This is a genomic window from Akkermansia muciniphila ATCC BAA-835 (assembly GCF_000020225.1).
In the GTDB taxonomy this organism is placed as follows: domain Bacteria; phylum Verrucomicrobiota; class Verrucomicrobiia; order Verrucomicrobiales; family Akkermansiaceae; genus Akkermansia; species Akkermansia muciniphila.
The window spans coordinates 812,531-839,020 of sequence record NC_010655.1 but is presented as its reverse complement, the minus strand read 5'-3'; the positions used below and the strand labels follow the sequence as shown (position 1 = coordinate 839,020).

General features: G+C 55.8%; 23 protein-coding genes. 7 read left to right on the top strand and 16 right to left on the bottom strand.

Translation table 11 applies throughout. From position 1 onward, the window contains the following. Nucleotides 1-63: 63 nt before the first annotated feature. Nucleotides 64-1,494 carry a cation diffusion facilitator family transporter gene (locus tag AMUC_RS03860; RefSeq protein ID WP_012419762.1) on the bottom strand — a complete coding sequence of 477 codons (1,431 nt, stop codon included), beginning with the start codon at nucleotides 1,492-1,494 and terminating at the stop codon, nucleotides 64-66. 536 nt (nucleotides 1,495-2,030) lie between these two features. Here AMUC_RS03860 and AMUC_RS03855 point away from each other — a divergent pair. Both AMUC_RS03855 and rho read left to right on the top strand, forming a co-directional pair. Then, a complete protein-coding gene (locus AMUC_RS03855; protein ID WP_012419761.1) occupies nucleotides 2,031-2,786 on the top strand; it encodes a YebC/PmpR family DNA-binding transcriptional regulator in 756 nt (251 codons plus the stop codon). A gap of 51 nt (nucleotides 2,787-2,837) precedes the next feature. Then, nucleotides 2,838-4,817, top strand: coding sequence for a transcription termination factor Rho (gene rho / locus AMUC_RS12325; RefSeq protein WP_012419760.1), 1,980 nt, complete (start codon nucleotides 2,838-2,840; stop codon nucleotides 4,815-4,817). A gap of 91 nt (nucleotides 4,818-4,908) precedes the next feature. Here rho and AMUC_RS03845 read toward each other — a convergent pair whose 3' ends face one another. From AMUC_RS03845 to AMUC_RS03805, 7 genes are all read right to left on the bottom strand, one after another. Then, nucleotides 4,909-5,592 carry a 7-carboxy-7-deazaguanine synthase QueE gene (locus tag AMUC_RS03845; protein WP_012419759.1) on the bottom strand — a complete coding sequence of 228 codons (684 nt, stop codon included), beginning with the start codon at nucleotides 5,590-5,592 and terminating at the stop codon, nucleotides 4,909-4,911. Between the two features lie 106 nt (nucleotides 5,593-5,698). Beyond that, entirely contained in the window at nucleotides 5,699-6,748 is a 1,050-nt protein-coding gene (locus AMUC_RS03840; protein ID WP_012419758.1) for a coiled-coil domain-containing protein, read from the bottom strand. A gap of 144 nt (nucleotides 6,749-6,892) precedes the next feature. Continuing rightward, complete coding sequence (locus AMUC_RS03835; protein ID WP_012419757.1) at nucleotides 6,893-8,464, bottom strand: 3-phosphoglycerate dehydrogenase family protein; 1,572 nt, start codon at nucleotides 8,462-8,464, stop codon at nucleotides 6,893-6,895. Between the two features lie 19 nt (nucleotides 8,465-8,483). Continuing rightward, nucleotides 8,484-9,737: a DUF1015 domain-containing protein gene (locus AMUC_RS03830; protein WP_012419756.1), complete on the bottom strand. Its 1,254-nt coding sequence runs from the start codon at nucleotides 9,735-9,737 to the stop codon at nucleotides 8,484-8,486. Nucleotides 9,738-10,066: 329 nt separating this feature from the next. Then, complete coding sequence (locus tag AMUC_RS03820) at nucleotides 10,067-11,140, bottom strand: pyridoxal-phosphate-dependent aminotransferase family protein (protein ID WP_012419755.1); 1,074 nt, start codon at nucleotides 11,138-11,140, stop codon at nucleotides 10,067-10,069. A 381-nt stretch (nucleotides 11,141-11,521) separates the two neighbouring features. Beyond that, nucleotides 11,522-12,544, bottom strand: a complete 1,023-nt coding sequence (locus tag AMUC_RS03810; RefSeq protein ID WP_012419754.1) for a YeiH family protein — start codon at nucleotides 12,542-12,544, stop codon at nucleotides 11,522-11,524. A gap of 118 nt (nucleotides 12,545-12,662) precedes the next feature. Beyond that, nucleotides 12,663-13,586: a LysR substrate-binding domain-containing protein gene (locus AMUC_RS03805; RefSeq protein WP_012419753.1), complete on the bottom strand. Its 924-nt coding sequence runs from the start codon at nucleotides 13,584-13,586 to the stop codon at nucleotides 12,663-12,665. Between the two features lie 150 nt (nucleotides 13,587-13,736). Between AMUC_RS03805 and AMUC_RS03800 the strand changes: the two genes are divergently transcribed. Further along, the gene (locus tag AMUC_RS03800; RefSeq protein WP_012419752.1) at nucleotides 13,737-14,156 is read left to right on the top strand and encodes a hypothetical protein; all 420 of its coding nucleotides are present in this window, start codon (nucleotides 13,737-13,739) and stop codon (nucleotides 14,154-14,156) included. Here AMUC_RS03800 and AMUC_RS03795 read toward each other — a convergent pair. Genes AMUC_RS03795 through AMUC_RS03765 form a run of 7 tightly spaced genes read right to left on the bottom strand, consistent with a single transcriptional unit; the run spans nucleotide 14,153 to nucleotide 21,301 of the window. Then, entirely contained in the window at nucleotides 14,153-14,626 is a 474-nt protein-coding gene (locus AMUC_RS03795; protein ID WP_143245880.1) for a hypothetical protein, read from the bottom strand. The two genes, AMUC_RS03800 and AMUC_RS03795, sit on opposite strands and share 4 nt — an antisense overlap. Nucleotides 14,627-14,645: 19 nt before the next feature. Continuing rightward, nucleotides 14,646-15,755, bottom strand: coding sequence for a glycoside hydrolase family 43 protein (locus AMUC_RS03790; RefSeq protein WP_012419750.1), 1,110 nt, complete (start codon nucleotides 15,753-15,755; stop codon nucleotides 14,646-14,648). A gap of 20 nt (nucleotides 15,756-15,775) precedes the next feature. Further along, complete coding sequence (locus tag AMUC_RS03785; RefSeq protein WP_102740272.1) at nucleotides 15,776-16,909, bottom strand: glycoside hydrolase family 43 protein; 1,134 nt, start codon at nucleotides 16,907-16,909, stop codon at nucleotides 15,776-15,778. An 8-nt stretch (nucleotides 16,910-16,917) separates the two neighbouring features. Continuing rightward, nucleotides 16,918-18,171, bottom strand: a complete 1,254-nt coding sequence (locus AMUC_RS03780) for a prenyltransferase/squalene oxidase repeat-containing protein (protein ID WP_012419748.1) — start codon at nucleotides 18,169-18,171, stop codon at nucleotides 16,918-16,920. Nucleotides 18,172-18,174: 3 nt separating this feature from the next. Next, complete coding sequence (locus tag AMUC_RS03775; RefSeq protein WP_012419747.1) at nucleotides 18,175-19,401, bottom strand: prenyltransferase/squalene oxidase repeat-containing protein; 1,227 nt, start codon at nucleotides 19,399-19,401, stop codon at nucleotides 18,175-18,177. Nucleotides 19,402-19,420: 19 nt separating this feature from the next. Continuing rightward, nucleotides 19,421-20,605: an HlyD family secretion protein gene (locus AMUC_RS03770; RefSeq protein ID WP_012419746.1), complete on the bottom strand. Its 1,185-nt coding sequence runs from the start codon at nucleotides 20,603-20,605 to the stop codon at nucleotides 19,421-19,423. 15 nt (nucleotides 20,606-20,620) lie between these two features. After that, nucleotides 20,621-21,301, bottom strand: a complete 681-nt coding sequence (locus AMUC_RS03765; RefSeq protein WP_012419745.1) for a hypothetical protein — start codon at nucleotides 21,299-21,301, stop codon at nucleotides 20,621-20,623. 188 nt (nucleotides 21,302-21,489) lie between these two features. On the opposite strand from AMUC_RS03765, the gene AMUC_RS03760 reads away from it, so the two are divergent. The 4 genes from AMUC_RS03760 to asnS all read left to right on the top strand — a co-directional run bounded on the left by AMUC_RS03760 (nucleotide 21,490) and on the right by asnS (nucleotide 25,506). Further along, the gene (locus AMUC_RS03760) at nucleotides 21,490-22,167 is read left to right on the top strand and encodes a hypothetical protein (protein ID WP_031930442.1); all 678 of its coding nucleotides are present in this window, start codon (nucleotides 21,490-21,492) and stop codon (nucleotides 22,165-22,167) included. Between the two features lie 38 nt (nucleotides 22,168-22,205). Then, nucleotides 22,206-22,523 carry a thioredoxin gene (gene trxA / locus AMUC_RS03755; RefSeq protein WP_012419743.1) on the top strand — a complete coding sequence of 106 codons (318 nt, stop codon included), beginning with the start codon at nucleotides 22,206-22,208 and terminating at the stop codon, nucleotides 22,521-22,523. Nucleotides 22,524-22,749: 226 nt separating this feature from the next. After that, nucleotides 22,750-24,030, top strand: a complete 1,281-nt coding sequence (locus tag AMUC_RS03750; protein ID WP_012419742.1) for a C39 family peptidase — start codon at nucleotides 22,750-22,752, stop codon at nucleotides 24,028-24,030. A 108-nt stretch (nucleotides 24,031-24,138) separates the two neighbouring features. Continuing rightward, nucleotides 24,139-25,506 carry an asparagine--tRNA ligase gene (gene asnS / locus AMUC_RS03745; RefSeq protein ID WP_042448742.1) on the top strand — a complete coding sequence of 456 codons (1,368 nt, stop codon included), beginning with the start codon at nucleotides 24,139-24,141 and terminating at the stop codon, nucleotides 25,504-25,506. 164 nt (nucleotides 25,507-25,670) lie between these two features. Here the strand turns inward: asnS and AMUC_RS03740 are convergent, their stop codons facing one another. After that, the gene (locus AMUC_RS03740) at nucleotides 25,671-26,411 is read right to left on the bottom strand and encodes a PEP-CTERM sorting domain-containing protein (RefSeq protein ID WP_012419740.1); all 741 of its coding nucleotides are present in this window, start codon (nucleotides 26,409-26,411) and stop codon (nucleotides 25,671-25,673) included. Nucleotides 26,412-26,490 lie beyond the last annotated feature (79 nt).

Below are 26,490 nucleotides of genomic sequence, written 5' to 3'. Positions count from 1 at the left end.
ATGGAAACCGTTTCTCCTTCCCGGATTCGGAACATGTTTTTACGGGAATCCGGCAACAGTCATTCAATTTCTGTTCTGCTTGGACGGTTTAAGAATGACGGTAACGCGCCCTAGGTGGTGTAGTGCGTTTTCTATCTGGTTTTCCAGCTGCGAGGCGATCTGGTGGCATTCCCGGATAGTCAGGGAGGCGTCCACGGAACACACGCAGGTCAAGGTTGGGAAATTGGCCTCCCTGGTCAGGTCCAGCTTGAGGATCTTGCGGATGTTTCTGTGCTGCTGGAGAATGAGATTTACCTTCAGGCGCACTTCTTCCGGAGAAACCTGTTCCGCAATGGCGCCTGTTTCCATGTCGCGGCAATCCGGTTCAATGCGGCAAATTACCTTTTCCGGCTTGAGTTCATGCAGAATGGAATCCCTGAAAGCCTCCACCACATGGTAGCCGCGTTCCAGGGGCCAATCCGCCGGAATTTCCACATCCATGAAATAACAGGGGGCCTGTTTGCCGTGGCCTGCATAAAAACCGTGAATGCGGACATGGTGGCGCAAGGCCAGCCGGTGGATAATCATGTCCGGCTCCATATTGGAAAGATTCTCCCGCGCCGGTTCGATATGGACGATGACGTCCGCTTCCGGCAATTCATGCTTTACAATGCCTTCAATGGATTCCGCCACATCATGGGCGTCATCCACGTGCAGTTCCGCAGGCGCTTCCACATCCAGCTCTACAAAGATGCGCGAGCCTCCGTCACGCAGGCGGATGCGTTTGACCGGATAATCCGGGGCATTCTTTTTCATGGCGTCCAGCACCTGCCGCGTCAGGGAGGAAGAACCGCCGTCCATCAGGGCGTGGATGGAACGTTTGGCAAGGCCGAAAGCCACGGAACAAACCAGAGCCGCCACAAACAGGGCCGCAATGGCATCCGCCCTCTCCAGGAGGCCGTGCCAGGCTGATTCCGCAGGGACCAGATGGGCCAGCCAGATGCAGAAAAGACCCAGGAGCACGACTGCGGAAGACCAGATATCCGTGGTAAAGTGAAGTGCATCCGCTTCCAGGGCCTGGCTTTTGTGCTTTTTGGCTATCCGGCGGAGCATGGCGGAACGGTTCACATCTACCAGCAGGGAGACGGCCACTACGGCAAAAGCCCACCAGGTGAGGGTAATCTCCGCCTCATTGTAGAACAGACGGTCCACAGCCTCCCAGACAATCCAGGCGCAGGTAACTAAAAGGAGGGCTGTTTCCGCCAGGGCGGAAAGATTCTCCACCTTTTCGTGCCCGTAGGGGTGGCTTTCGTCCGCAGGGCGGGACGCCACTTTTACGGCGTAAAAAGTCATGGCCGCAGCCATCAGGTCCAGCCCGCTGTGCAGGGCTTCGGAAATGATGCCGAGGCTGCCGGTTACAATGCCGGCCCAGAGCTTGATGACCGTTAAAAAGGCGGACCACAGGACGGAGGAAAGGGCCGCATGTGATTTTTCCTGGTGCGCTGCTTGTTCCATAAGACAGGGAAAAAGAAAGAAGGGCATATCTAAGCCCGCCTCCCTTTCTTAGTCAATGATAACAGAGGCGGCGTTAGAACTCAGGCTTTGGCCCATGACGGAATCACCCCCTGCACCATCAGGGCTGGATGCGTAACAGGAGCCTGCTGTGCGGATATATTTTTTTATTTTCACTATTAAAGAAACAGTATTTATTATTTTAAATAATCAAAATATATTAAAAATTAATTGAAGGCGGTAGAAGATAACTCTGAAAGCAGCCGGTTGCCGTGACCTAAAAAAGTATTGCCAATGCTGGGGAATACGTTATTTTGCGTGTGTTGAGAGTGACTGCCAAGAGGTAGCCGGAGCTCCTGAAGGTGCGCGGCGTGTTCCCCGGCAGAGTATCCGGTACCTGTAATATATTTACGGATGGCCGCACCCTGATTCCCTTCCTGCGTGGTATTTGCAAATGACAATGTGTTCCCCGGGTTGCAGAACAGTTCCACTTGTTAGTTTGTCTCTTTTCACCTACACTTACTATTATTCCCAATTCTATGTCAGGACATAATAAATGGTCTAAGATCAAGTACGTTAAGGCTAAGGAAGACGCCAAGAAGGGCAAGGTTTTTGCCCGCTTTGCCCATGAAATCATGCTGGCCGCCAAAAGCGGCGGCGGAGATCCTGATCTGAATCCGCGCCTGCGCGCCGCCATTGACGGAGCCAAGGCCGTGTCCACCCCCAAGGAAAATATTGAACGCGCCATCAAAAAAGGCACCGGGGAACTGGGAGGAGCTACCATCCAGGAGATTACCTATGAAGGCTACGGCCCCTCAGGCACGGCTTTCCTGATTGAAGTGGCGACGGACAACACAAACCGTTCCGCTTCCGAGCTGCGTACCCTGTTCACCAAAAACGGAGGCAGCATCGGTACGCCCGGTTCCGTGGCTTACCAGTTTGAACGCAAGGGAGAGGCCCGCATCATGGCGGAAGGTCTTACGGAGGATTCCGCCATGGATCTGGCGCTGGAATGCGGCGCGGATGATGTGGAACAGGGGGATTCCGACAATGAATGGGTGTTTGTTACGAGCCCAACGGAGTTGAACAACGTGTGCGCCGCCCTGCGTGAAGCCGGACATACGGTAATTTCCATGAAGCTGATTTCCGTGGCGCAGAATGCTTCCGTGATTAATGATCTGGAAACGGCAAAGGCCGCCCTGCGCCTGTATGAAGCGCTGGACGACTATGATGACGCGCTGAACGTCTTCTCCAATTTCGATGTGGCGGAAGAAATCCTTGAGCAGCTTGGTTAACGCTGTTGTCCTTCAGGAGACGCCTGTTGTTGCAGTTCAATTTTCTTTTCCATGTCTGATACCCCCCCAGATTTGACTCCGGAACAGGTTTCTCCGGAGCCGGCGCCCAAAAAACGTATTATCCGCAAAACCAAGTCTGCGGCGGAAGCTCCGGTAAAGCCCCAGACTGCTGCGGAAGTGCCCGGGACGGAACAGGATTCTTCCCCGGCGCCCCGCAAGCGGACGATAAGGAAGAAGGTTGCTGAATTGGCGGATGATGGGATGGAAAGTGTCGATGTGCCGGGGAAGAAGACTTCCCGTAAGAGCAGTGCTGAAATCCCGGTGGAAGAAGCGCAGGATGTTCCTGCCAGGCCCCGGCGCGGACGCCCGCGCAAGAAGCCTGTGGAGGAGGTTCCGGAAACTGACGGCTCTGCGATTGTCTCCGGAACGGAAGCCGCCGTCAAGCCGGTGCGCAGGCGTGCTGCCAAGGCTGTTGCTCCGGAGAACGGTGATTCAGCCGGCCCTGAGGCGGAAATTGCCGTTCATGCGGCGCCTGCCGAGCCGGCTTCCGATTCTTCCGATTCTGTTCCGGAGCAGCCCGCAGAAGGCAGGCCGAAGGTTATTCGCCAGAGATTTGTGAGGAAACCGAGGGAACAGGAGCCGGAGGCGGATGCTTCCGTTCCGTCCATCAAGGTGGTGCAGGAAGGTGCGGCGGATTTTTCCGAAGATGCCGCCCGGGAGCCGCGTCGGACAAATGAGTCGCAAAGGCAGCGTTTTGACAGGCAGAACCGCCGGAATAACAACGACCGTTTCAACAAAAACCGGAATAACCGCCAGGATGGCCGCAATGGCAGAAACGGCAATGACCGGGTTAAAAACCGCTGGAATAATAATCAGGAGGGCGGAACCCCACAGAACAGCGCCCCCCGTGAACTGGCGCCGCCGGAACCGGTGGACGGGTTGCTGGAAATTACGAATAAGGGGTTCGGCTTTTTAAGGAAGCCGGATAATGATTTTGACGCTTTTGCGGAAGCCGTTTATGTGCCGCAGGATATGATCCGCAGGTTCGGTCTGCGTCCTGCCGTGTGGGTGCATGGGCAGGCCTGCCGTCATGACCGCGGCATTCTTCTGACGGAAATTGCCTCCGTTAACGGGGTTGCTCCGGAGAGAGCGCGCAAGAACCCGCACTTTGAAGAGCTCAAGGCGGTCAATCCTAATAAGCGCATTTCTTTTGAAACCCGGCCGGAGCGTTACACCACCCGCACATTGGATCTGATTGCTCCAATCGGGCGCGGCCAGCGCGGCCTGATTGTCTCTCCGCCCCGCGCAGGGAAGACGACGCTGCTTCAGCACATGGCGGAAGCCATTCTGGAGAATTACAGGGATTCCATTCACCTGATGGTGCTTCTGGTAGACGAGCGTCCGGAAGAAGTGACGGAGTTTAAACGTTCCCTCCCCGGAGCTGAAGTATACGCTTCTTCCAATGATGGAAGGGTGCGCGATCACTGCCGCATGGCGGAACTTTGCATTGAACGCGCCAAACGGCTTGTAGAGGCGGGGCAGCATGTTTTCCTGCTGATGGATTCCATTACTCGCCTGGCCCGCGCCTACAATAACGCTGACAAGGGAAGCGGCCGCACGATGTCCGGCGGCATTGATGCCCGCGCTCTGGAAATGCCCCGGCGCCTTTTTGCCGCCGCCCGCAATACGCGCCAGGCCGGTTCCCTGACTATCATTGCCACCGCCCTGGTGGAAACCAACAGCCGCATGGATGACCTGATTTTCCAGGAATTCAAGGGGACGGGCAATATGGAACTTGTGCTGAACCGCCGCATTGCGGAGCAATATATCTTCCCGGCCGTGGACATTCTGAAATCGGGGACGCGGAGGGAAGAGCTCATTATGCCGGAAGCATGGCTGTACAAGATGAATCTGATCCGCCGCGCTTTAGCCGGGCATAAACCCGTAGAAGCCATGGAACGGTTCCTGTTTTTCCTGAACAAATACCCCAGCAATACCCAGATGCTGCTGGATTTGAAACAGAAAGCGTAGGTTTCCCGATGGCGCAGAGCCTTGGAGGCTTGCGGAATTCCGGCCGGAAAAGCGGGAAGCATTTGTCTTTCCTGATGAGTCAGGAGCGTGCTTAAACGCCTTTTTTGCTGTTCCAGATGGCGATATGCAGACGGTCTGAAAAACGAAGACCGTAGCGGAGACACCATTCCACCGCCTGCGGACGCATGGCGTTCAACTCATCCCGTGTGGAGGCCAGGGGCATGATCAGAATTCGTTCCGGGGGAATGTCCGCTTCGGAAGCCCGCTGCAGAACGGCCCTGACATCGTCCTCGCACGCCACGACGAATTTGAACCAGGCTTTCTCCGTACCCGCCAGACAGCGCAGGATATCCGGTTTCCAAGTCTTAACGTCGTTATTGCCTGAATGGGGGAGTTTGGGAGATACGTTGAATTGCGTGACGCGTTTCAGCAGTTCCGTATCCGGCATGATGGTGCCGTTGGTTTCCATTTCCACGGCATGATCCGGCAACAGGCGCAGCAGGGCGGGAAGCGCCTTTTGCTGAATGAGCGGCTCCCCTCCGGTCAGGACCAGGCGGCGGCATGGATAATGGAGCACCAGTTCAGCCGCCTTTTCAGGCGCGAGGCGCACTCCGGGAACCGTTCCGTTCCAGGAATACGCCGTATCACACCAGGAACAGGCCAGATTGCAGCCTGCCAGACGCAGGAAAACGCAGGGTGTTCCCTGGGAGACTCCTTCCCCCTGAATGGAATGGAAAATTTCCGGTTGTCCGTGAATCTGGGCCAGTGTGAGCATGATCAGGCTGGCCTGAGACTATCATATCCCTGCCGTCCGTCAACGACTCCCTGAGGGCAGGCGGGTGCTTCCTTGTTCTCCGTGCATTTCATTTTCCGGCAGACGTTCAACTGTTGCTGCTGCGGAAGGCCGCACCCGTGAACAGGAGCAGGATAAATCCCGCGACGGAGGCTGCACCCGTGAACAGCTTCTGAAAGGAGGCATGGTCTTTTTCCTTCTTTGCCAGCTTTTTCACTTCTTCCCTGGAGACTTTCCGCATGGCCGCGCGGGCTTCGTCATAGGCCCGGGATGCCTGTTCTTCTTTTTTACGGGCCTGTTCCAGAGTTTTCCGTACATCTCTGGACAGCTCCCTGTATTCGGCAGACGCCAGCAAGTCTTCATCGCCCGGTTCCGGGACAGCGGATTCGTCCCGGTCATCGTCGGCCAGAACCTTGTTTTTCTGTTGGGTGAGTTTCTCCTCCGCCTTCTGCATCAGGCGTTCCTGTTTGCCAGACTTTTCTTCCAGAGTTTCCAGCGCCGCATCTACGGCTTTCATTTTTTCCTTAGCAGCTGCGGTTTTCTGGCGGATAAGGTTCATCTGTGTCTGAAGTTCGGAAATATTTCCCTTCTGAGGGGCAATCCCGGACAATTTCTTCCTGCTTTTGGCCTCTTCCCGTTTTTGGGCCAGTTCGCGTTCCGCCTGTTCCAGTTCCGCCTGAATGCTCCTCTGCTGATCGGTCAGCCTGTCAAGCTGGGTTCTCATTCCCTCCTTTTTCCGGAGCAGTTCCTCCCTGGCGGATTTGGTGCTTTCCCTTTGCCTTTTCATGCGGCGGCGCAGCCGGTCAATCTTTTGGTCGTGTTCCTTCACTTCTTCCTGCTGGTCCGCCACGCTTTTTTGGTAGGCGGAATCCTGGATTTCCTGATGCTGTTGCCTTTTTTGTTGGAGATAAGCTTGCTGGAATCTCTCTATGTCTTCTTCCGCCGCCCGGGTGGCATCCTGGGCATCATCCAGCTTCTTTCGGGATTGGATAACGGCTTTTTCCAATATTGCGGCCTCCTGTTCCAATGTTGTTTTTTGGGCGGCCAGTTCCTTTCCTTCCGGGGAAATGCGGTTTTGATAGTACCAGACGGAAAATCCGGCGGTTAACAAGGTAAGGAGAAGCAGTACGTAGCGCATGGATATGTTCCGACGATTCAGTCAATGATATAAAAATGGGTAAGCCTTGTCAACATGGCAGAAATAAGAACCGCCCGCTTCCCTCCGGAGATGAAGGAAGCGGGCGGTCTGAAAAGCAGGTTTCCGGAAATGCGTCTTTCCCTGTTAAAGATTCAGGGAAAACGCAGAGATGGCATCTATCTCTTTCGCGATTTTATCCAGCAGTTCATCGGAAACCGGCTGGTTGGTCTTAATCACGGTCAGGGCCTCCCTGGTGGCGTGGTCGGCCGGGGCGGCGATGTTGTCAATGTTGATTCCATTGGAAGACAGGGCGGAGCCGATGAGGGCGATAATACCCGGGCGGTCCTTGTAGCGCAGGCATAATGTCGTGCCGCGCAGGTCCGCGTACAATCCGTTGAAATTGTTCAGGCGGGAGACCATGGGGATGCCTTCCGTCACCACGCCGCGCACGCTGGTGTGGAAATATTCCTCTTCCTCTTCCATGGCCACGTCCAGCGTGATGGAATCTTCATAAGGTTTGTCGTCTTTGGGTTCCCTCGCTTTGAAAACGATGCCGTGCTCCCGCAGGGATTCTTCCGCGGCGGCAGGCATGAGCCCTTTTTCCGCATGCGGCAGAAGGCCTTCCAGAATGGGGGCCGTAAACCATTTGCGGAAAATGCGCAGGTTGCCGTAAAAAGTGCATTCCACGCGGCGGATGGGCTTGTTGCCGCCGGCCTTGCGCGCCAGGGAGGCGAGCAGAAACGCCAGTTGAAGATGGGCCGGATTGAGGCCGCTGGGGGATTCCCCGTTCACCACGCAGGAGGTGTCGCCGTCGGAAAAGTAGGCGATCATCTGTTCTGCGGCGCGTTTGGCCGCTTTCGTATTGGCCTCCCGGGTGTTGGCTCCCAGGTGGGGAAGAATCAAATCCGCAATGGGGGCGGAAGGCTTCTCTCCGGGCGCGTCCTTGGGATGTACGTCCGTCAGGTAGCCGATGTTTTTGCCTGCGGCCTTGGCGGCGGCCAGCGCTTCTTCATCCACCACGCCGTAGCGGGAGCAGTTGATGAGTACTGCTCCGTCTTTCATTTTTCCAATGAGCTCCGCGTTCACCATGTGGTGGGTGGAGGGGCCGCCCGGAACGTGCAGGGTAATAATGTCGCACTGGGAGAAAATATCTTCAATGCTGGTAGGGGTGACGCCGATGTTCAGGGCGCGCTGGCGTGCCAGAAAGTGATCGTAGCCCAGCAGAATGGGTTCAAATCCCTGCAGACGCTTGACGAGGTTGCGGCCGATGTTGCCCAGGCCGATGATGCCCACCGTCTTTTTGGTCAGCTCGCTGCCCATGTATTTTTTCTTTTCCCACAGGCCTTCCCGGGTGGTGGCGTCCGCCTGGACGATGTGGCGGTAGTAGGCCAGAATCATGGCCATGACTTCTTCCGCCACAGCATTGGAGTTGGCCCCGGGGGTATTCATGACGTCCACGTTTTTTTTGCGGGCGTACACAATGTCAATGTTGTCGTAACCGGCTCCGGCGCGGACGACCAGCTTCAGGGAAGGAAGGGCGTCCATGATTTCCGGAGTGACTTTTTCGCTGCGGACGATCAGAGCCACGGCATCCGGATGGGCGGCTACCTGTTTTTCCAGAGGCGTATCAGCGTCCTGGATGACTTCATAGCCGGCCGTTTTAAGCGTGTTGGCCGCTACGTCGGAGAGTTTGGTAGGAATAAGGACCTTGTTCATGTTGGTACGGTGGAAAAGATTATTGTTCAATGGTATGGATAAAAAGCCCGCTGCGCAGCTTGGGTTCAAACCAGGTGGATTTGGGAGGCATGATTTCTCCGGCGTCCGCTACGCGGAAAAGGTCGGCCATGGTGACGGGATACAGGGAGAAAGCCAGCGCCATTTCCCCGGAACAGCGGCGTTCCAGTTCTCCCAGACCGCGGATTCCTCCTACGAAGTCGATGCGGTCGCTCGTGCGTGGATCGTCAATGCCCAGAATGGGAGCCAGCACATTCGCCTGGAGGATGGCGCAGTCCAGGCTTTCGATGGGATGGCCGACCGGGAAGGTTCCCGGTTTGGCCGTGGCGGAATACCAGCGTCCATTCAGATACATGCCGAACTCATGCTTGGCGCGGGGGGCGTAGCCTTCTCCGGGAATGGTATCCACAGGATTTATGTCAAAGGAGGTACGGAGTTTTTCCATGAATTCCTCTTCAGTCAGGCCGTTCAGGTCGCGTATGACGCGGTTGTAGTCCATGATGAAAAGGTCTTCATCACAAAAGACGACAGCCATCAGGTAGTTGAATTCTTCCTGCCCCGTGTAGTCCGGGTGTTTCTGGCGGCGCCTGGCGGAAACGGCAGCGCTGGAAGCCGTGCGGTGGTGCCCGTCCGCAATGTAAAGGGCGTCCACTTCCTCAAAGCTTTTGCGGATGTCTTCCACCGTGCCGGGCTCGGAAACGGGCCACAGGATATGGGTGACGCCGTCCTCCGTGGTAAAATCATATTCGGGTTTGTGGAATTTAATCCATTCCCGGATGATGGCGGAAAGACCTTCATGTTTGCGGTAGGCCAGGAATACCGGTTCCGTCTGAGCGGAGCAGGCGTCAAAATGCTCAATCCGGTCAAGTTCCTTTTCCCTGCGGGTCAGTTCGTGCTTTTTAATGGCGCCGCTGGCATATTCATCCACGGAGGCGCAGCCGACGATGCCCGTCTGTACGCGCCCCCACATGATTTGTCGGTAGATGTAGAAAGACGGCCGTTCATCCCGGAAGAGGTACCCTTCGCGGACAAACCTTTCCAGGTTTTCCCTGGCCTTGGCGTAGGTTTCCGGGGCATGGATGGCAGCTTCGCTCGTGTCGATGTCGGAACGGCAGATATGGAGGAAAGAGGCGTCATTTCCGGCGGCCATTTCCTCGGCTTCCCGGTGGTTCATGACATCATAGGGGAGGGAGGAGACCCGCGCGGCCAGTTCCCGAGGAGGACGCAGGGCGGGGAAGGGATGGAGAGTGGACATGGAAGGAAGAGTTCGGAAAGTCAGTAATGGGAAGGATGATATAGCGCACGAATGCTGGAAACAAGCCCGGCCAAAATGCATGCCGCAATGAACAGCAGCAAATAACGTGAAATGGAGTCCTGAAAGAACGGGTTGTCCCGGAAAGACCGTGCCTGATTGAAAGCTTGGACGATGACGAATGCCGCCGGGATGCGGAAAAGATCAAAGATGAACAAGTTCCGGGATATCCGCGATGTATCCTGTTCCCGGCGATTGTTCCGTTCATGTTCCGGCGGAGGCGTTCCGCCCTCTTTTCCGGACGGAGCCGGAAAAGAGGGCAGGGGCCTCGCTTATTTGAGCTTCAGGATATCCACGATGCTGGACGTGATGGAGCGCATGTCATTCATCGTCAGCTCGCCCATGTGGGCAATGCGGAACGTTTTGTTCTTCAAGTCCCCGTAACCGTTGCCGAGCTGCATGCCGCGTTCGATCAGGGAGTTGTTCAGGGAGGCGATGTCAATGTCCCTCGTGTTGCTGATCACCGTCAGGGTGCAGGAAAGGTGGTCCCGGTTGGCAAAGACGCTGAAATATTCATCCGCCCAGGAACGCACGAATTCGGCCATGGCTTCATGACGCGCAAAGCGGTTTTCCACACCTTCCTGCATGATGCGCTGGAGCTGGAGGTCCATGGCGTACATGATGGAGATGCAGGGAGTGTTCGTGTACTGGTAGTCCTTCTTCTGGATGGTGTCGTAAATGGAACGCAGGTCAAAGTAGCAGCCGCGGTTGGGAACGGAGGCGGTGCGTTCGTACGCTTTTTGGGATAGCGTGCAGACAGCCATGCCGGGAGGCAGGGCAAGCGCCTTCTGGGTGGAGGTCACCAGTACGTCCACGCCCAGCTTGTCCGTTTCAATCCGGGAGCCGGCGGCGGAACTCACGGCGTCCATGCACCACACGACATCCGGGTATTTTTTAAGCACTTCCGCAATTTCCTCCACCGGGTTCTGGATGCCGGTGGACGTCTCATTGTGCGTGATGCAAATGGTGTCGTATTTGCCGGTGGAGAGGGCGGCGTCCACCATTTCCGGGGTAGTGGGCTGCCCCAGTTCGCTCTTGAAAATATCGGAGGGCACGCCGTTGCCCGTAGCGATCTTGTACCATTTGTCGCCGAAGGCGCCCACGGAAAAAATGGCGGCGCGTTTGGCGGTGCAGGAACGCACGGCGCCTTCCATCAGGCCCGTACCGGAGGAAGTGGAAAGCAGAATTTCCTGTTCCGTCAGCAGGATGCGGCGCAGATTGTTGGAAATGCGGCGCTGCAGGGCGGAGGCCGCTTTGGATCGGTGTCCCATCATTGGGCCGCTCATGGCGGCAAGTACTTCAGGTGCTACTTCAGTGGGTCCGGGAATGAATAATTTGGTTGCCATTTGTTTTTAAGAACTGGGTACGCATACTATAGCGTCTCCAAACGGTTTGACTATGAATTTTTATTGAGCCTTACCGGGAAAACCTGCCGCAGTAGCGGAGAAAGCAAAGAGAGGATGTCTGTATTGGGCGGCACAGGTGGCCAGTAGGGAGTAATGCGGGCAGGATGCGGCGCTCCGCATGTTCCGTCATCCCATGCCGGCATGGTTTCTCCGGTGATCCTTTTCAACCGGATTTTCTGGCAGGAAATCAGGATGGAACGAGGCGGTGAACCTGTGCTGAAACGGTTCTCACGTTCTGCCGGTGAAACGGCTTTTTTCTCCTGTTCGGAAAGGCAGGGCGTAGGCCTTGCCCTCTTTCCGCAGGAGGAATGTTTTTAGAATTTAGAGGCTGATCAGCTTGACCAGCCAGTAACCTCCGAAGAAAAGCCAGATATACAGGAAGCCTGCAAGCAGGAAAGGCCGCGCTCCGGCTTTTTTAAACTTCTCAAAGCTGGATTCCGCGCCCAGGGCCGTCATCGCCATGGTCAGCAGGAATGTATCCAGGGTGTTTATGGCGTCCACAAGTCCGGCAGGCAGCAGGTGCAGGGAATTAAAGCCAATGACGGCAAGGAACAGGAAGGCGAACCAGGGAATGGTAATTTTCCGTTTTTCCCCGTTTGCTCCGGAAGAGGGGTCCCTCCGGGCCAGGACAATGCTCAGGACGACCAGCACCGGGGCCAGCATCATTACCCGGATCATTTTGACGATAATGGCCGGATCGGAAATAGCTTGCCCCATGGCGTTGCCGGCGCCCACCACATGCGCCACTTCATGAAGGGTGGCTCCGGTAAAAAGCCCCATTTGTTCCGGCGTCAGATCCAGTATTCCGGCCCGGTGCAGGGCTGGATACAGAAACATGGAGAGCGTGCCGAAGATGACCACGGTGGAAACGGCCACAGCGGCTTTGTAAGGTTTGCTTTTGACGACGGGTTCCGCCCCCAGAACGGCTGCTGCCCCGCAAATGGAACTGCCGATGGAGGTCAGCAGGGCCGTGTCCCTGTCCATTTTCAGCAGGCGCCCCAGCCCGGCTCCCAGAAGAATGGTGAGAGTGACCACAATAAGGTCGAGCGCCAGGGCGGAGCCGCCGATGTCGATGACACTTTGAAAAGTCAGTTTGAATCCGTACAGGACAATGCCTGTTCTCAAAACCTGCTTGGTGCAGAACTGAATGCCGGGAACCCATGTTTCCGGAAGGTGGTTGCGCAGGCTGTTGGCGTAAAGCATTCCCAGCACGATGCCGACGATCAGCGGGCTGAGGGAAAGATGTTTCACCCATTCAAAATCAGCAATGTAAAAAGCGGAAAAGGAAAACAGAACAATAAGCAGGATGCCGTGGAGGGGATTGGCTAGATGTTTGGGAGACATGGTCGGTAAATGATGGTTGCGGCTGCCCGTTGTATCTGGCCGGGAGCGTACCGAATTGGCTGCGGAATAATATACGATGCAGCCATTATAAAATCTAATTAAAAATTGTTATAGCCAATTAAATTTTGTTATAATAATATCGGCAGAACTTGATGAACAGTTCATTGATTCTGCTGTGGTCTCCATGTCCTGAGACGAAGTGGAAGGTGCGGCGAATTTCCAGGTGGCGAAGATGTATTTTCTTCAAACTTCCGCGTTTGAATTCTCCCCGGACAGCAAGGGAGGAGAGAAAAGAGCACGCCGGAGAATGCTCCAGATACATTTTGATGCTTTCCGTATTGCCCAGCATCATCAGAACATGGAGGCCGGAAACGGAGATCCCGTGTTTTTTCAGCGCTTCCTCCACCACCCGACGCGTGCCGGACCCCGGTTCACGCATGATCAGGGGCACATGGGAGAGTTGCGGGAGGGAAAGCCCTTCACTGGGCACGGCGGCCTGCATGCCTCCTGCCAGAATAATTTCGTCCTCCATAAATGGCTGGTAATGCAGGTTCGCGCGCGTTGCCGTGCCTTCCACGATGCCAAGCTGCACGGATTCATCCTGGACGGCCTGTTCTATTTCCTCCGTATTGCCGCTTTTCAGCCATATGCGTATTTCCGGGTAATGGCGGTTGAACAGGGCCAGCAGCGGAGGCAGCACATACTGGGACATGGTGGAGCTGGCTCCCAGGCTCAATTCGCCGGAAACAGGGGAATTGCGGCCAAAGGATATTTCTTCAGCCAGCGTTTCGTATTCCTTGAGGATGCGGCGGGAATGGGCCAGCAGGCGCACGCCTTCCGCCGTCAGGGCAATCCCTCGTCCCTCCCTTTTGAACAGACGGGCATCCAGCAGACGTTCCAGTTCCTTGATATGCCGGGTGACGGCCGGCTGCGTGATGAACAGTTCTTCCGCCGCGCGCGTAAAATTCAGGCGCCGTGCGACGGTTTCAAACACTTTCAGCCGGAAATCCGTAATCATGGAGAGGAAATAATATTCAACCATGCCGCCGGGGGGACGGCAAGCTCCTTTCCTCCGCATGATGGCGTACGGCGCTGGGAATGGCGCTCAAGTGCAAGACGCGCGGGTGCCCGTAATATTCCGGAACCGTACATCCTCTGAACGGCAGGTGGCGGAAGAGAGTCCAATGCCTATATGAAACTGCATTCCATGATTATTGCCGGCGGAGCCGGCCTTTTGTTGTTGGGGGCCTGTTCCCCCTCTTCCTATCAGACCACATTTCCGGAACCGGCCTATGTAAAGGTTTCCACCAATAACGGAGCTTATGCTCCTTATCCGGACGATCCTGTCGGCCAGCAGGAACTGGTGTACTGGTATAATTCCCTTGCCGCTCCAATGACGGTGGTTGCGGAGGTTCCTCCCACTCCCATTGTCACGACAGGTCCGGGGCCGGTTGTTCTTGATTCCAGCGATTTCTCCGCGAAATTGTACCGCGACAGAACGGAAATCAAAAAGAAGGATAAGGACGGCAATTGGGTTACCAGCGTGCGCCCCACCACCCCCGCAGACCAGCGCATGAGGAATTACGTGATGGCTTCCAAAAAAGCCCGTTAGATTTTTCCTCCGTTGACGAAAGACCTTTCCGGCCTGCGTTCCTCTCCGGAGGAAGCGGGCCCGGCTTGTTTACGGGCAGATTTTTCTTCCCATTCTTCCGGGCAAGTGGGGCGCCGGCGGATAATTTTTCCCGGCCAGGGCAAATAGGCGTCCGTGTAAAAGGTGGAACCGCAACCCCGGCATTCCAGCATGATGCCTGTATCCGGCCTTCTTTGTTCTTCCGGAGTTTGCGGAGCAGAATAAAGCCCGGCGTTTCCGCAGTGCGGGCAGCGGATGGGAAGGGGAATGGTGTGTTGAACAATCAGCGTTGCCGCGTAAGCGAGTGCCCAGGCAATGTAGCCCGCCCAGAAAGGCCATTCCGGATGAAGCAGCCAGACTGCTGCAACAAGGAGAGCGGAGCACAAGGCATACAGAAGGCTCCGCTTCTGCCTTCCGGCAAGGAGATGGAAGCAATAAACCGTATCCTGCATAAAAAGGAAGGAGATAAATTTACAGGTCATCCAGCGTCCATTCATCCTTCCATTCCAGGATAATCTGGTCACCCTCCCATTTCATGGGCAGCCACAGGTAACGGCCGTCAATGGCGTTTTTGGGCCGCCAGATGTCCGCCATGAAGATGAATTTTCCGGGTTTGCCCTGTACAGGCAGGATGAAAGTGCTCTGGCCGCCGAACGTGATGCCTGCCTTGGGCCCCACGCAGGGATTTTTCAATTCCATCCATGGGCCGGCGATGTTTTTGGCCACGGCGCTGCGGGCGGCGTTGGGAGCCCAGCCCGTGCATCCGGAAGCGATAAGATAGTATTTGCCCTTGTGTTTGCAAATAGCAGGAGCTTCCATGTAACGGTTGATGAACGCCCGGACATATTTTCCCGTATGCCCCGTGTAATCCGGCGTCAGCTCCGCGATGTGAAGGGTGATATTGCCTTCCGAGGAATAGATGTGGTAGGCTTTTCCATTGTCGTCCACAAAAATGGTCATGTCCCGGCTCATCTGCCCGCCGGGATAGTCCCTGCGGATGATGCGGACGTAGTCGGGCATTTCCTTGGTGAATTCGGTCGTCTGATCCTTTTTATCCATGTTCAGGGGCCATTTGCCCGGGTTGACTCGCCCGGCTTTCAGGAACTTGAATGGCCCTGTGGGTTTTGCTGCCGTTGCCACCCCCGCGTAAGCGGATCCATATCCTTTCCCCTTGAGTTCCAGGTGGAACCACATCACGTACTTTCCGGTCTTTTTGTTGTAAACCACTTTGGGGCGTTCCAGGATGCAGCCCTTGGCGATGGGGTGGGAATGGTCCCCCTCCACCACCTTCAGGGCGATTCCTTCGTCCTTCCAGTTATAGAGGTCTTTGGAGGAATAGCAGTGAACCCCCACCTGGGCATAGTTTCCCGCGTCCCCCTCCACCTTGTGTTCCCCGTACCAGTAATAGGTTCCCTTGTCGTACAGGATGCCGCCGCCGTGGGCGTTGATGTGCGCGCCGTTGTTGTCCGTCCAGATTTCCCCGGGTCTGAAGGAGGTGTGTTTAATTGGGGTTTCTGCTGCGGCAACGGAGAAAAGGCAGCATGCCAGATTAGCGGAAAGGATGGCTGTTAATATTTTCATATGTATTGGAGGTAAACGTACTACATGTCTTTCAGCGTCCATTCGTCCTTCCATTCCAGTTTGATCTGGTCTCCGTCAAACTGGATGGGAAGCCACATATAGCGGCCGTCAATGGCATTTTGCGGTCGCCAGATGTCCGCCATGAAGATGAATTTTCCGGGCTTGCCCTGCACGGGCAGGATGAAAGTGCTCTGGCCGCCGAACGTGATGCCTGCCTTGGGCCCCACGCAGGGATTTTTCAATTCCATCCATGGGCCGGCGATGTTTTTGGCCACGGCGCTGCGGGCGGCGTTGGGAGCCCAGCCCGTGCATCCGGAGGCGATGAAATAGTATTTGCCTTTATGTTTGAAGATGGCGGGAGCTTCCATGAAGCGTCCGGGAAATGCCCGGACGAATTTTCCCGTATGCCCCGTGTAATCCGGTGTCAGCTCCGCAATGTGTGTTGTGCTATTTTCTTCAGAAGAATAAATGTGGTAGGCCTTGCCGTCGTCATCCACAAAAATGGTCATGTCCCGGCTCATCTGTCCTTTTTCAAAATCCTTCTTGAACATATCCTCGGAACGTACGCCTTCGGGCAGTGCGCTGGAAGTCAGGCCGGGTACCCCTTTGAATGTCTCCATGGTTTGGTCCTTTTTATCCATGTTCAGGGGCCATTTGCCCGGATTGACTCGCCCGGCCTTCAGGAACTTAAATGGCCCTGTGGGTTTTGCTGCCGTTGCCACCCCCGCGTAAGCGGATCCATATCCTTTCCCCTTGAGTTCCAGGTGGAACCACATCACGTACTTTCCGGTCTTTTTGTTGTAAACCACTTTGGGGCGTTCCAGGATGCAGCCCCTGGCGATGGGGTGGGAATGGTCCCCCTCCACCACCTTCAGGGCGATTCCTTCGTCCTTCCAGTTATAGAGGTCTTTGGAGGAATAGCAGTGAACCCCCACCTGGGCATAGTTTCCCGCGTCCCCCTCCACCTTGTGTTCCCCGTACCAGTAATAGGTTCCCTTGTCGTACAGGATGCCGCCGCCGTGGGCGTTGATGTGCGCGCCGTTGTTGTCCGTCCAGATTTCTCCGGGTCTGAAGGAAGTATGTTTAATTGGGGTTTCTGCGGTGGAGACGGAAGCCGCACTGTAAAACAGGCAGAGCGCCAAAAGCGATTTCATGGTATTTATCATGGCCGGGATAGTGTGGAAATAGAGGATGGAGAAGGTTCCGGTTGGCCGTACAGCTTGTCCCAGGCGCGGGAAAGAGCGTACAGGGCATATCCGGTGCCGTAGAATTTGTGGTAATTATACAGGGGGTAGTCCCACCAGGCCCCGTCTGTTCCCTGGCGGGTGAGAATATCGTCCGCCAACAGGGATGCATGACGCTTTACCTGGTTTGGCGCCAGCATGTCCAGGCACATTCCTGAATAATAGTATCCGTAATAGAAAAAATAGCCGGAATTCTGGGCGAAACTCTCGTGGGGAGTTGGTTTATGCAGGGCCATCGTCAGCCATCCCCTGCGGCTCCACAGGCGGTCCAGGCCGTCCACAAGCTGGCGCAGGGAGATGTCCTCCGGTTCCCAGAGCCTGATGGCGTAATCACAGGCGGGAGTCCGGGCCAGGCTGCCGGTATGGCGGTTGATGGGCCTGCCGGGATAGAAGGAATGGGAAAGGGAATAAACATAGGTTCCCGCAGGCGTCCTCTGGGATTTGAGGAATTTCAGCGCGCGGGTAAATATTTTATCATCAAGGGAAAGGCCGAATGATTTTCCTGCCATCCAGGCGGAGATAAGGACGGTTCCCGTCAGGAAAGAGGTGGGCTGGGCCGCAGGGCGTTTGCTGAAGCCGGAATAAGTGAGGTAGCCCCAGCCCCCCATGGCGGAAGCCAGTTCATTAAGTTTTTTTACCTGGGAGCGGGCGCATTCCTTCAGTTCCCTGTAGCGAAGGCTGTCCGGGGCCAGTCTTGCAGCCCTCATGCTCATGGCATCCAGCACGTAAGTATGCGCCCAGGTGTTGTAAACGCACAGAGCGTCGCCGCGTTTCAGATGGGGCATCGTACGGATTAGATAGTCTTCAGCACGGGTCATGGCTTCCTGCACGACGGGTTCATGATGCAGGGGGCTGGCGTTGAGCCCTGCAATGCACAGGGCGGTACTGGCTGTTTTGAAGGTGAGGGGCCCGTCCGGGTAGGGGCAGAGGATGTTCCAGGTGCCGATTACCCGGTGGTCGCCCCAGGAGCCGTCCTTATTTTGCGTTTTCAGCAGGAAATCCACGCCGCGGCGGAATGCCCTGTCAAATTGTCCGGGTTTTGCGGGGGAAATATCCGAGATTTTGGCGATTGGAATAACATCCGTTTTTTCCTCTGGCACGGATTCCCCCTGCGCTGCGGGAAGATGCAGGCACAAGGTGGCGAGAAAAATGGTCGTCAGCGGGCGGAACATGGGTCATGAAGTTGTTGCCGCATCAGAGGGATACAGGGATTCTCTGACGCGGGAGACGGCATATAAGGCATATCCGGTGCCGTAGAATTTGTGGTAATTGTACAGGGGGTAATCCCACCAGGACCCGTCTTCTTCCTGCATGGGCAGGAGGTCGCTTGCCAGATGGGCCGCATGGCGCGCCAGGTGTTCCGGCGTCACTTCCTCCAGGCAGCGGGCGGCGTAATAATACCCGTAATAGAAAAAATAGCCCGCGTTCTGGGCAAAGCTTTCATGGGGAATGGGCTTCTTTACAGCCAGCGAAAGCCAGCCGCCGCGGCTCCAGATGCGTTCCAGGCCGTCTTCCAGCTGACTCCTGGAAATAAAGGACGGGTCATACCGCATCAGAGCCAGATCCCCGGCGGGAGTGCGGGCCAGGCTGCCGGTGTGGCGGTTGATGGGCCTGCCGGGATAAAAGGAATGGGAAAGGGAATAGACGTAGCTGCCGGCGGGCGTCCTCAGTTTTTCCAGGCAGGCGACGGCGCGTTTGACGATGCGGGGTTCCGCTTTGAGGCCAAAGGCCTGTTCCGCGTCCTTGTAGGCAAGAAGGACTGTAGCCGTCAGGAAGGAAGTGGGTTCTCCAATGGGACGCTTGGAAAAAGTTTCAAATGTGTAATAGCCCCAGCCGCCTTGGACGTCCGCCATCTGGTCCAGCGCTTTGACTTGGAGGGAGGCCACCTTTTTGAGTTCTTCGCGCAAAGGGGCATCCGCAGGAAGGTTCCGCGCCGCCCGGCTCAGGGCGGAGAGGCCGTAGGCATGGCCCCATACGCCAAGCACGGTACGGGTGTCTCCCCGTTTCAGGGTGGGCAGCGTGGTTAGCAGGTACTGCAGCGCCTTGTCCAGGGATGCCTTGACGGCGGGGTCTTCTTTCAGGGGGCTGGTCAGGAGGCCGATCACGCACAAAGAGGTGGAGGCTGTCCTGAATGATCTGGGGCCTTCCGGATAAGGGCAGAGAACATTCAGACCCTTGGTGCGCGTATGGTTTCCCCAGGAACCGTCCCTGTTCTGTTCTTTCAACAGAAAGTCAGCCGCCTTCCGGATAGAAGCGTCCAGCGTTTCCCGGGAGGGAGGCGGAACATCCGGAACCCTGGCAATGGGAATGGTATCCCTTTTTTCCGCTTTTTCCGCCGGAACAGGAGCGCAGAGCGCCGTACTGGCTCCAAGGGCGGCAAGGAAAAGGACGGCTTTATTCATGGGGATCCGTTAAGGGAAATCAGGCCTGTTGGTCCTTGATGGTCACCTGGACGGGAAGGCCGGGGGCGAAAATCTGGCTGGCGGGAACCTTGGGCGTGATGATAATGCGGCGCTTGCCGTCTGCTCCCGGAATGGGGCTGGCTTCCGTAATAACGCCGGGAATCTGCATGTTCGTTATTTTGATGACGACGGTTTCCCCCACCTTGGGCGTAGCGGTGGAGTCCGGAAGAGTAGCCTGGACAATCAGTTCCGAGTTTGGCGGAACGATGGTGGCGATTTTGTCAAAAGCTCCCAGTTTGCCGCCGGGTTTCAGCTTTTCCGCCACCGGAATGGCCACCCACTTGTCCGCCACATATCCGCCGTACAGCAGGATGCCGTTTTCCGGGGCCTTGAAAGAGGCCATTTCCCGGTCTGCTTTCAGTTCATTGTACTTATTCTGAAGGCGTCTCAGGGAGACTTCCGCCTCCGTCAGGGCTATCTTTTTCTGTTCCAGATCAAAATCCGCCTGCTTCCTTGCCTGTTCCAGATCCATCTGCTTTTCCTTGACTGCCGTAGCATAGTCTTCCCCCAGGCGATGAATATTGCGCAGCTTGGCCAGTTCCGCAACGAGTTTGGCTCCCTGAACGGCAAATTCGCTTTCCCCAAGTTCATTTTTCAGGCGTTTCAAAATGATCTCTTCCGTTTCTTCCGCCACCTGGTCATCCTTGTACATCTTGGTAAGCTGGTTCAGCTCTTCCTGTTTGTAGGACATGTGGCGCAGGGCTTTGTTGACGCGTTCCTCTTCTTCCGCCAGCATGCGGGCCTTCCGTTTTTCCAGAAAATCCTTTTGATCCTCTTCCGTCCGTGTCAGGGCCGTCTGATATTTTTGCAGGGCCAGGGCGGAACGTTCCTTCTGCTGGTCCAGGGCGTACCGGAGTTTCAACACCTCCAGGTTCTTGCTCTTGATGGCGCGTTCATAATCTTCGATACTATTGTCCAGTATGCGGAAGTCCGCCTGAGCTACGGATTCCCCTTTCTTGACGGAACTTCCCTGCGGCATGATTCCGAGCAGGAAAATGTCCGAGGTCCCCTTGGGGGAGAAGGAAATGGATTTGGTATTTTTTTTGGGAAGAAGAATGCCCGGGGCAATGGAATCCGCCAGGGAGGGAATTCCCAGGGACAGGGCGGCCAGAAGTCCGGCCATGGTAAGGGATGTGCAGTTCATAATAATAGGATGGAATCAGGACTGGTGAGCGGAGAAGGGGACGAAACGTCCCTTCTTTCCAAGAATAACGGTGTGAAAAGCGGTTTTCTTTCCTTTATGTGAGGCCGGAACGGCTTCCGTGCTTACTTCGAACCCCGCTTTTTGCAGTGTCCGGGAAAGTCGGGTGTCCGGGCGGGCTACCGTAATGACCAGCAGACCGCCCTGCTTGAGTGCGGCAAAATAGTCGGAAGCTTCGGCTACGCTCAGGTTCATGCGTTCGTGCGTGGAATGGGACAGAATGGCGTGGAAGCTTTTCGGATTCTTGCGGGCGATTTGAAGCGCCGGGGTAAATTCCACGCTGACGCGGGGATCGTGCAGGAATCCGGGCCGTTCCTGGTTCATCAGTTCCTTGTGCCAGTAGATAAGCGGTTTGCAGGGTTCCGCCACGATGAAGCGGGCCTTTTCTCTGCGAATTTGATCCATCAGGGCGAACAGGGTGAATCCCAGGCCGAGGCCGTCGAGAAGGAAGGAGGGCTGGTTGGCTCTTTTAACCGGAGCCGCCGCCATGGCTGCCGCCGCTTCATTGCTTCCGTGGGAAAAGCTGGACGCTGTCTGTACGCCGTCGCGCAAAAGAAAGTGGAAACCGTCCCGTTCCCATAGGTCGAGAACGGAGCCGTCGGGCAGGGTGGAGGAAGCTAGTTTGGTAATGGGTTTCATATGAGATAATGCCGGATACACAGCGTAGGAAAGAACGCTTTTCAGGGCAAGTCCGGACAGCGTGTTTGAGATGGAATACGCTTCAAATTAAAAAAAATTGCACGGAATTCAGGTTCTACGCATTCTTTTTCTTGATTTACGGGCTGAAATAAGCGAGAGCTATCGTTCAGCACAGTTATTTTTCCGATATGAGTAATCCACCTCCCCCCTCCATTCCGGGCGGTACTCCGCCTCCGCCCAGCATTCCGACTCCGCCGGCTGCTCCTTCCGTGCCCAAGGCACCTGCCGCTCCGGCCGTTCCTCCGGTAGCCGCCGCGCCTGCGGCACCTGCTGCTCCGCCTGCCGCCGCTGCGCCCACTATTCCCCTTCGTCCCGCCGGTCTTGGCGGAGGCATCAAGCTTGGCGGAGGATTAAAGACGGTTGCCCTCGGCTCCGCCACTACGCCTGTGGCCCCCGTGGTTCCTCCTGCTGGCGCGGCGCCTGCCGCTGCCGCTCCTACTGTTCCTCTGACTCCTCCCGGAGCAGGCATGGCGACAGCACAGCTTCCGCAGGCCACCATCGGGCTGAATACCGCACCCGCGGCCTCTCCGGTTTCTTCCGCCTCCTTTACGGCCAGGAAGTTTCAAGAAGATACGGATGCGGCTCCCAGTACGCTGCTGAATGTCCTCTCCTTTGTGGCCCTTGCCTTTGCGCTTGTTTTCATCGGTTATCAATACGCTACGGACACCTTGGAAGCCCGCAGCATGGTTGGCTGGCTGGGCGGAGACTCCAAGCCTGCCCCCGCTGCTCCCGCCGCCGATGAAGAAACGGCCGATGACGTTTCTGCTGAAGAGTCTTCCGATGATGGCGCCGATGCGGAAGAATAAGTGAACGTAATGATTGTTGAAATACTCTAAGCGGTACTATGGCAAACGTATTTTCTGAAGCAAATTTTGAGGATGAAGTTCTGAAGTCCGACATTCCTGTGCTTGTCGATTTCTGGGCTACATGGTGCGGTCCCTGCCGCATGATCGCCCCGATTATTGACCAGCTTTCTACGGAATTGGCCGGTAAGATCAAAGTGGGCAAAGTGGATGTGGACGCCAACAACGGACTGGCCGCCACCTATGGCGTGCGCACTATCCCCACTCTTCTGATTATCAAGGACGGGGAAATCATGGATACGATGGTGGGAGCTTCTTCCAAGGACGCTATCATGCAGCGTTTGCGTCCGTTCATGTAAATCATCGGACTGGTTTATTCATTCAAACCGGCCTGCTGCGGAATTTACTGCGGCAGGCCGGTTTTTTTACCGGGCAGCATTATTAGAAAAGGACGGATGGGAGAGGATAAAGAAGGAATGGTTCGCTGGAGGAAGATTCATTTTTTCTTGGCAGAACCGTCATGGGAGAATACATTACCAGCGTAGATTCCGAGCAGCGGGGCTATTCCCCGCCCCTTTTTTCGTTATGCGATTTATCTCTGCCATTCTGCCTTTCCTTTCAGTCTGCTGCCTTCTTCCCTCCGCCTGGGGCGCGGGCAACATGGCGCCGGATTTAAAGTCTGGTGCGTTCTGGAAGCTGCCTCAGCCGGATTTGTTCGGAAAGTATTTTAACGGAGAGCCCGGCGGCTGGGTGGATAAAGGCAAGACCCAGCTCCGGATTGCGAAGCCCTCCATCAAGATAGGGGACATGTCCCTGGGGGAAATGCTGGTGAACTGGAAGGACGGAGCCCCCCAGTCAATGACTGTCATGATGTACAACAAGGGGGATAACGGGGCCATTGGCAAGGATGAATTTGACAAGCGCCTGGAGCTCATCAAGGAATCCCTGACCGCTCTTACCGGGATTCAGCCCAAGGAGTACCGGGCCTCCCGTAAGGAGGCGGTAGTCAAAGTCAACGGCTGGTCCTGGATTTGGGACAACGGGGCGATTACCCTGGAGATCAATACATCGCGGGAGGGCAGGGAGTTTGAAGCGGAATTTATCCGGATGAAGGCCGGTCCCACGGAAGATTCCATCGCGAGGGGAGATGCTTCTTCCCGGGCCAGAAAGGCGGATATCAAGCAGCACGTCAGGAAAGAAGGAAAGCGGGTGGTGATTCAGGATATTCCCATGGTGGACCAGGGCCAGAAAGGTTATTGCGTGGTGGCTACCGCCGCCCGCATTTTTGCCTATTATGGAATGGACTATGTGGATCAGCATGAACTGGCTTCCCTGGCCAATACCTCTGCGGACGGAGGCACTAATACGGCGGCAATGGCGGAAAACCTGAAAAAAATCGGGACGCGCTTCCAGATACGGATCAAAGTGCTGGATTCCCTGGCGAATTCCCGTGATTTCAGGAATCTGCTGAAAGCCTATAACCGCGCTGCCTCCAAGCTGAAAAAAGAGAAGGTGGAAAATGAACATGACTGGTCCGGTTTCTGGGACAATGCGGACGGAGAAGTCCTGAAGCTGGCGCGTGCCGGATCACCGTCCCAGGTGGACAGGTGGCTCAATGCCATCAGGCCCTATATCATGGCGGGCATCCCCGTGTTTTGGTCCGTGCAGCTTGGCATTGTTCCGGAACCGTTGCGTTTGTCCCAGACGCGCGGAGGCCATTTGAGGCTGATTATCGGTTTTGACGAGGAAAAGAAAACGCTTATCTTTTCAGATTCCTGGGGGGCCGCCCATACGGAGAAGGAAATGCCGCTGGCGGATGCCATCGCCATTACGACGGGGCGGCAGGTCATGCAGCCTTCCAAATAACAGGTGCGGCATATCCCCTCCTTCTCTGCCGGAAAATCCGTAATATTCTCTCCGTGGTGAAGCAATTCTGCTGGCATGGGCAAGGCGCTGTATTATACTTGCGCCATGATGAACAGAACATTGGTGAAACATGTCCTGGACAGTGAGGAGGAAATGCCGGACGTACTGATTCAGGGATGGGTGCGTACGCGCCGTGATTCCAAGGCTTTTTCCTTTCTGGAGGTGAATGACGGTTCCTCCGTCGCCTCCCTGCAGGTCGTGGCGGATGAGGGTATCCCCGGCTATGAACGGATTGGAGAAATGGCTACGGGGTCTGCCGTGAGCATCCGCGGCGCTCTGGTTGCCGGGCAGGGAAGGCAGCGATGGGAATTGCGCGCCGCTTCCCTGGAGCTGGTGGGGGCTGTTCCGGATTCCTATCCCTTGCAGAAAAAGGGGCATACGCCGGAGTTTCTGCGTTCCATCGCCCATTTGCGCCCCCGCACCAACCTGTTTGGAGCCGTGTTCCGCATGCGCAGCAGGCTGGCCTTCGCCATCCACCGCTTTTTCCAGGAAAGGGATTTTTCCTGGGTCAGCACTCCCATTATTACCGCCAGTGACTGCGAAGGGGCCGGAGAAATGTTCCGCGTGACGACTTTGGATGTGGGAGACGCTACTTCCCGTGACGCCTCCCGGGATTTCTTCGGCAAGGCGGCCTACCTCACGGTAAGCGGCCAGCTGGAAGGGGAAGCGTTCGCGTGCGCCCTGAGCAACATTTATACCTTTGGCCCCACGTTCCGGGCGGAGAACTCCAATACTACGCGCCATGCGGCGGAATTCTGGATGGTGGAGCCTGAAATGGCATTCTGCGACCTGTATGGAGACATGGACATGGCGGAAGAGTTTGTCCGTTTTCTCGTCGGCGATGCCTTGGCAAACAGCGCGGAAGAAGTGGAATTCCTGACCCGTTTTGTAGACAAGGGGCTGCGGGAACGCCTGGAGCATGTGAAGGAAACGCCGTTTGTGCGCTGTTCCTATACGGAAGCCGTGGATATCCTGCTCAAGAGCGGCAAAACATTTGATTACCCCGTTTCCTGGGGCATCAATCTGCAGAGCGAACATGAACGCTTCCTGACGGAGGAGCATTTTAAATGCCCCGTCATCGTGTACAACTACCCGAAGGAGATTAAACCCTTCTATATGCGCCTGAATGAAGACGGAAAGACCGTTACCGCCATGGATGTGCTGGTGCCCGGCATTGGTGAAATCGTGGGTGGCAGCCAGCGTGAGGAGCGGCTGGATATTCTGGAGGAAAACATGCGCAGCATGGGCATGAATGCGGAAGCGTACCGGTGGTATGCGGATCTGCGCCGCTACGGCACGGTGCCGCACGCCGGATTCGGTGCCGGGTTTGAACGCCTGTTGATGTTCGTGACCGGGGTGACCAACATCCGCGACGTCCTGCCTTTTGCCCGTACCCCGCGGAATTGCGAGTTCTGACCTGCTCTGGAAAACGGATTTTTCCGTCTGGAAGGATGCTATATGGTTCCGCAGGATAAATGTTGCGATATAAGGGAGGCGTGCGCAAACCGGGCCAGCGGCAAAAGAAAACCCCGGCTTTCCTTGAGGAATAAGCCGGGGTGGAATCAGACATGCGGAAGAGGCTACTGTCTCTTTCTTCTTAACAGCAGACCGCCCAGTCCCAGGAGGCTCAGCGTGGCCGTTGTGGGTTCCGGAACGGTTTCGTAGTTAATCAACACCTTGATGATGTCGTTTTCCGTGACCTGTGTTACATCCGCTTGAATTTGGTTGTTGCCGGTAATGTCCAGGCCGCTCAGGTCCAAATTGAGATTGCCTCCCAGTTGGGAAGATTTAATGGAAGCGAGTTCAATAGTTCCGCTTCCGGAAAGGTTGTTCATATCCAGTGTGCCGACGAAGGTGACGGTTTTCCCATTGGTCCAGAAGCTGGGGAGATTCGTGGCAACCCAGGAACCGTGTTCCTCCGCCGTAAACGTGCCGAAGTTCAGCGTGAAATCACGTCCCAGTCCAAGGGCGTTGCTGGATTCAAATATCAATTGGGAATTGCCTTTCAGCGTGAAAGAATTAACGTTGAGATCTCCTATTTCCGTTGTACAAAGCAGGGTGCTTCCGGAGTCTATTTGGACTGTGTTAGTGGCTCCGAAATAAGATTGCCCGGTGGACCAGGTGATCGTTCCGGCATTTTCTCCGATGATGGCGGTATCACTATTGCTTTGCGGATAATAGCCGTTCGGCGCGCCGTTGACCGTCCAGTTGTTGGAATTTCCGTAAATTCCGTTCCCTGCCGCTCCGCTCCAGACGTAGGTGGCAGCCTGGGAAAGACCTGCGGAAAGGCAACATAAGATGCAGAATGTAGATAATTTCATGTTGATCAGGTACTTCAAAAAAGCACGGGTAACGGATTCCCAATCCGAAGTCAACACTAAACGATAAAAACGAGATGTT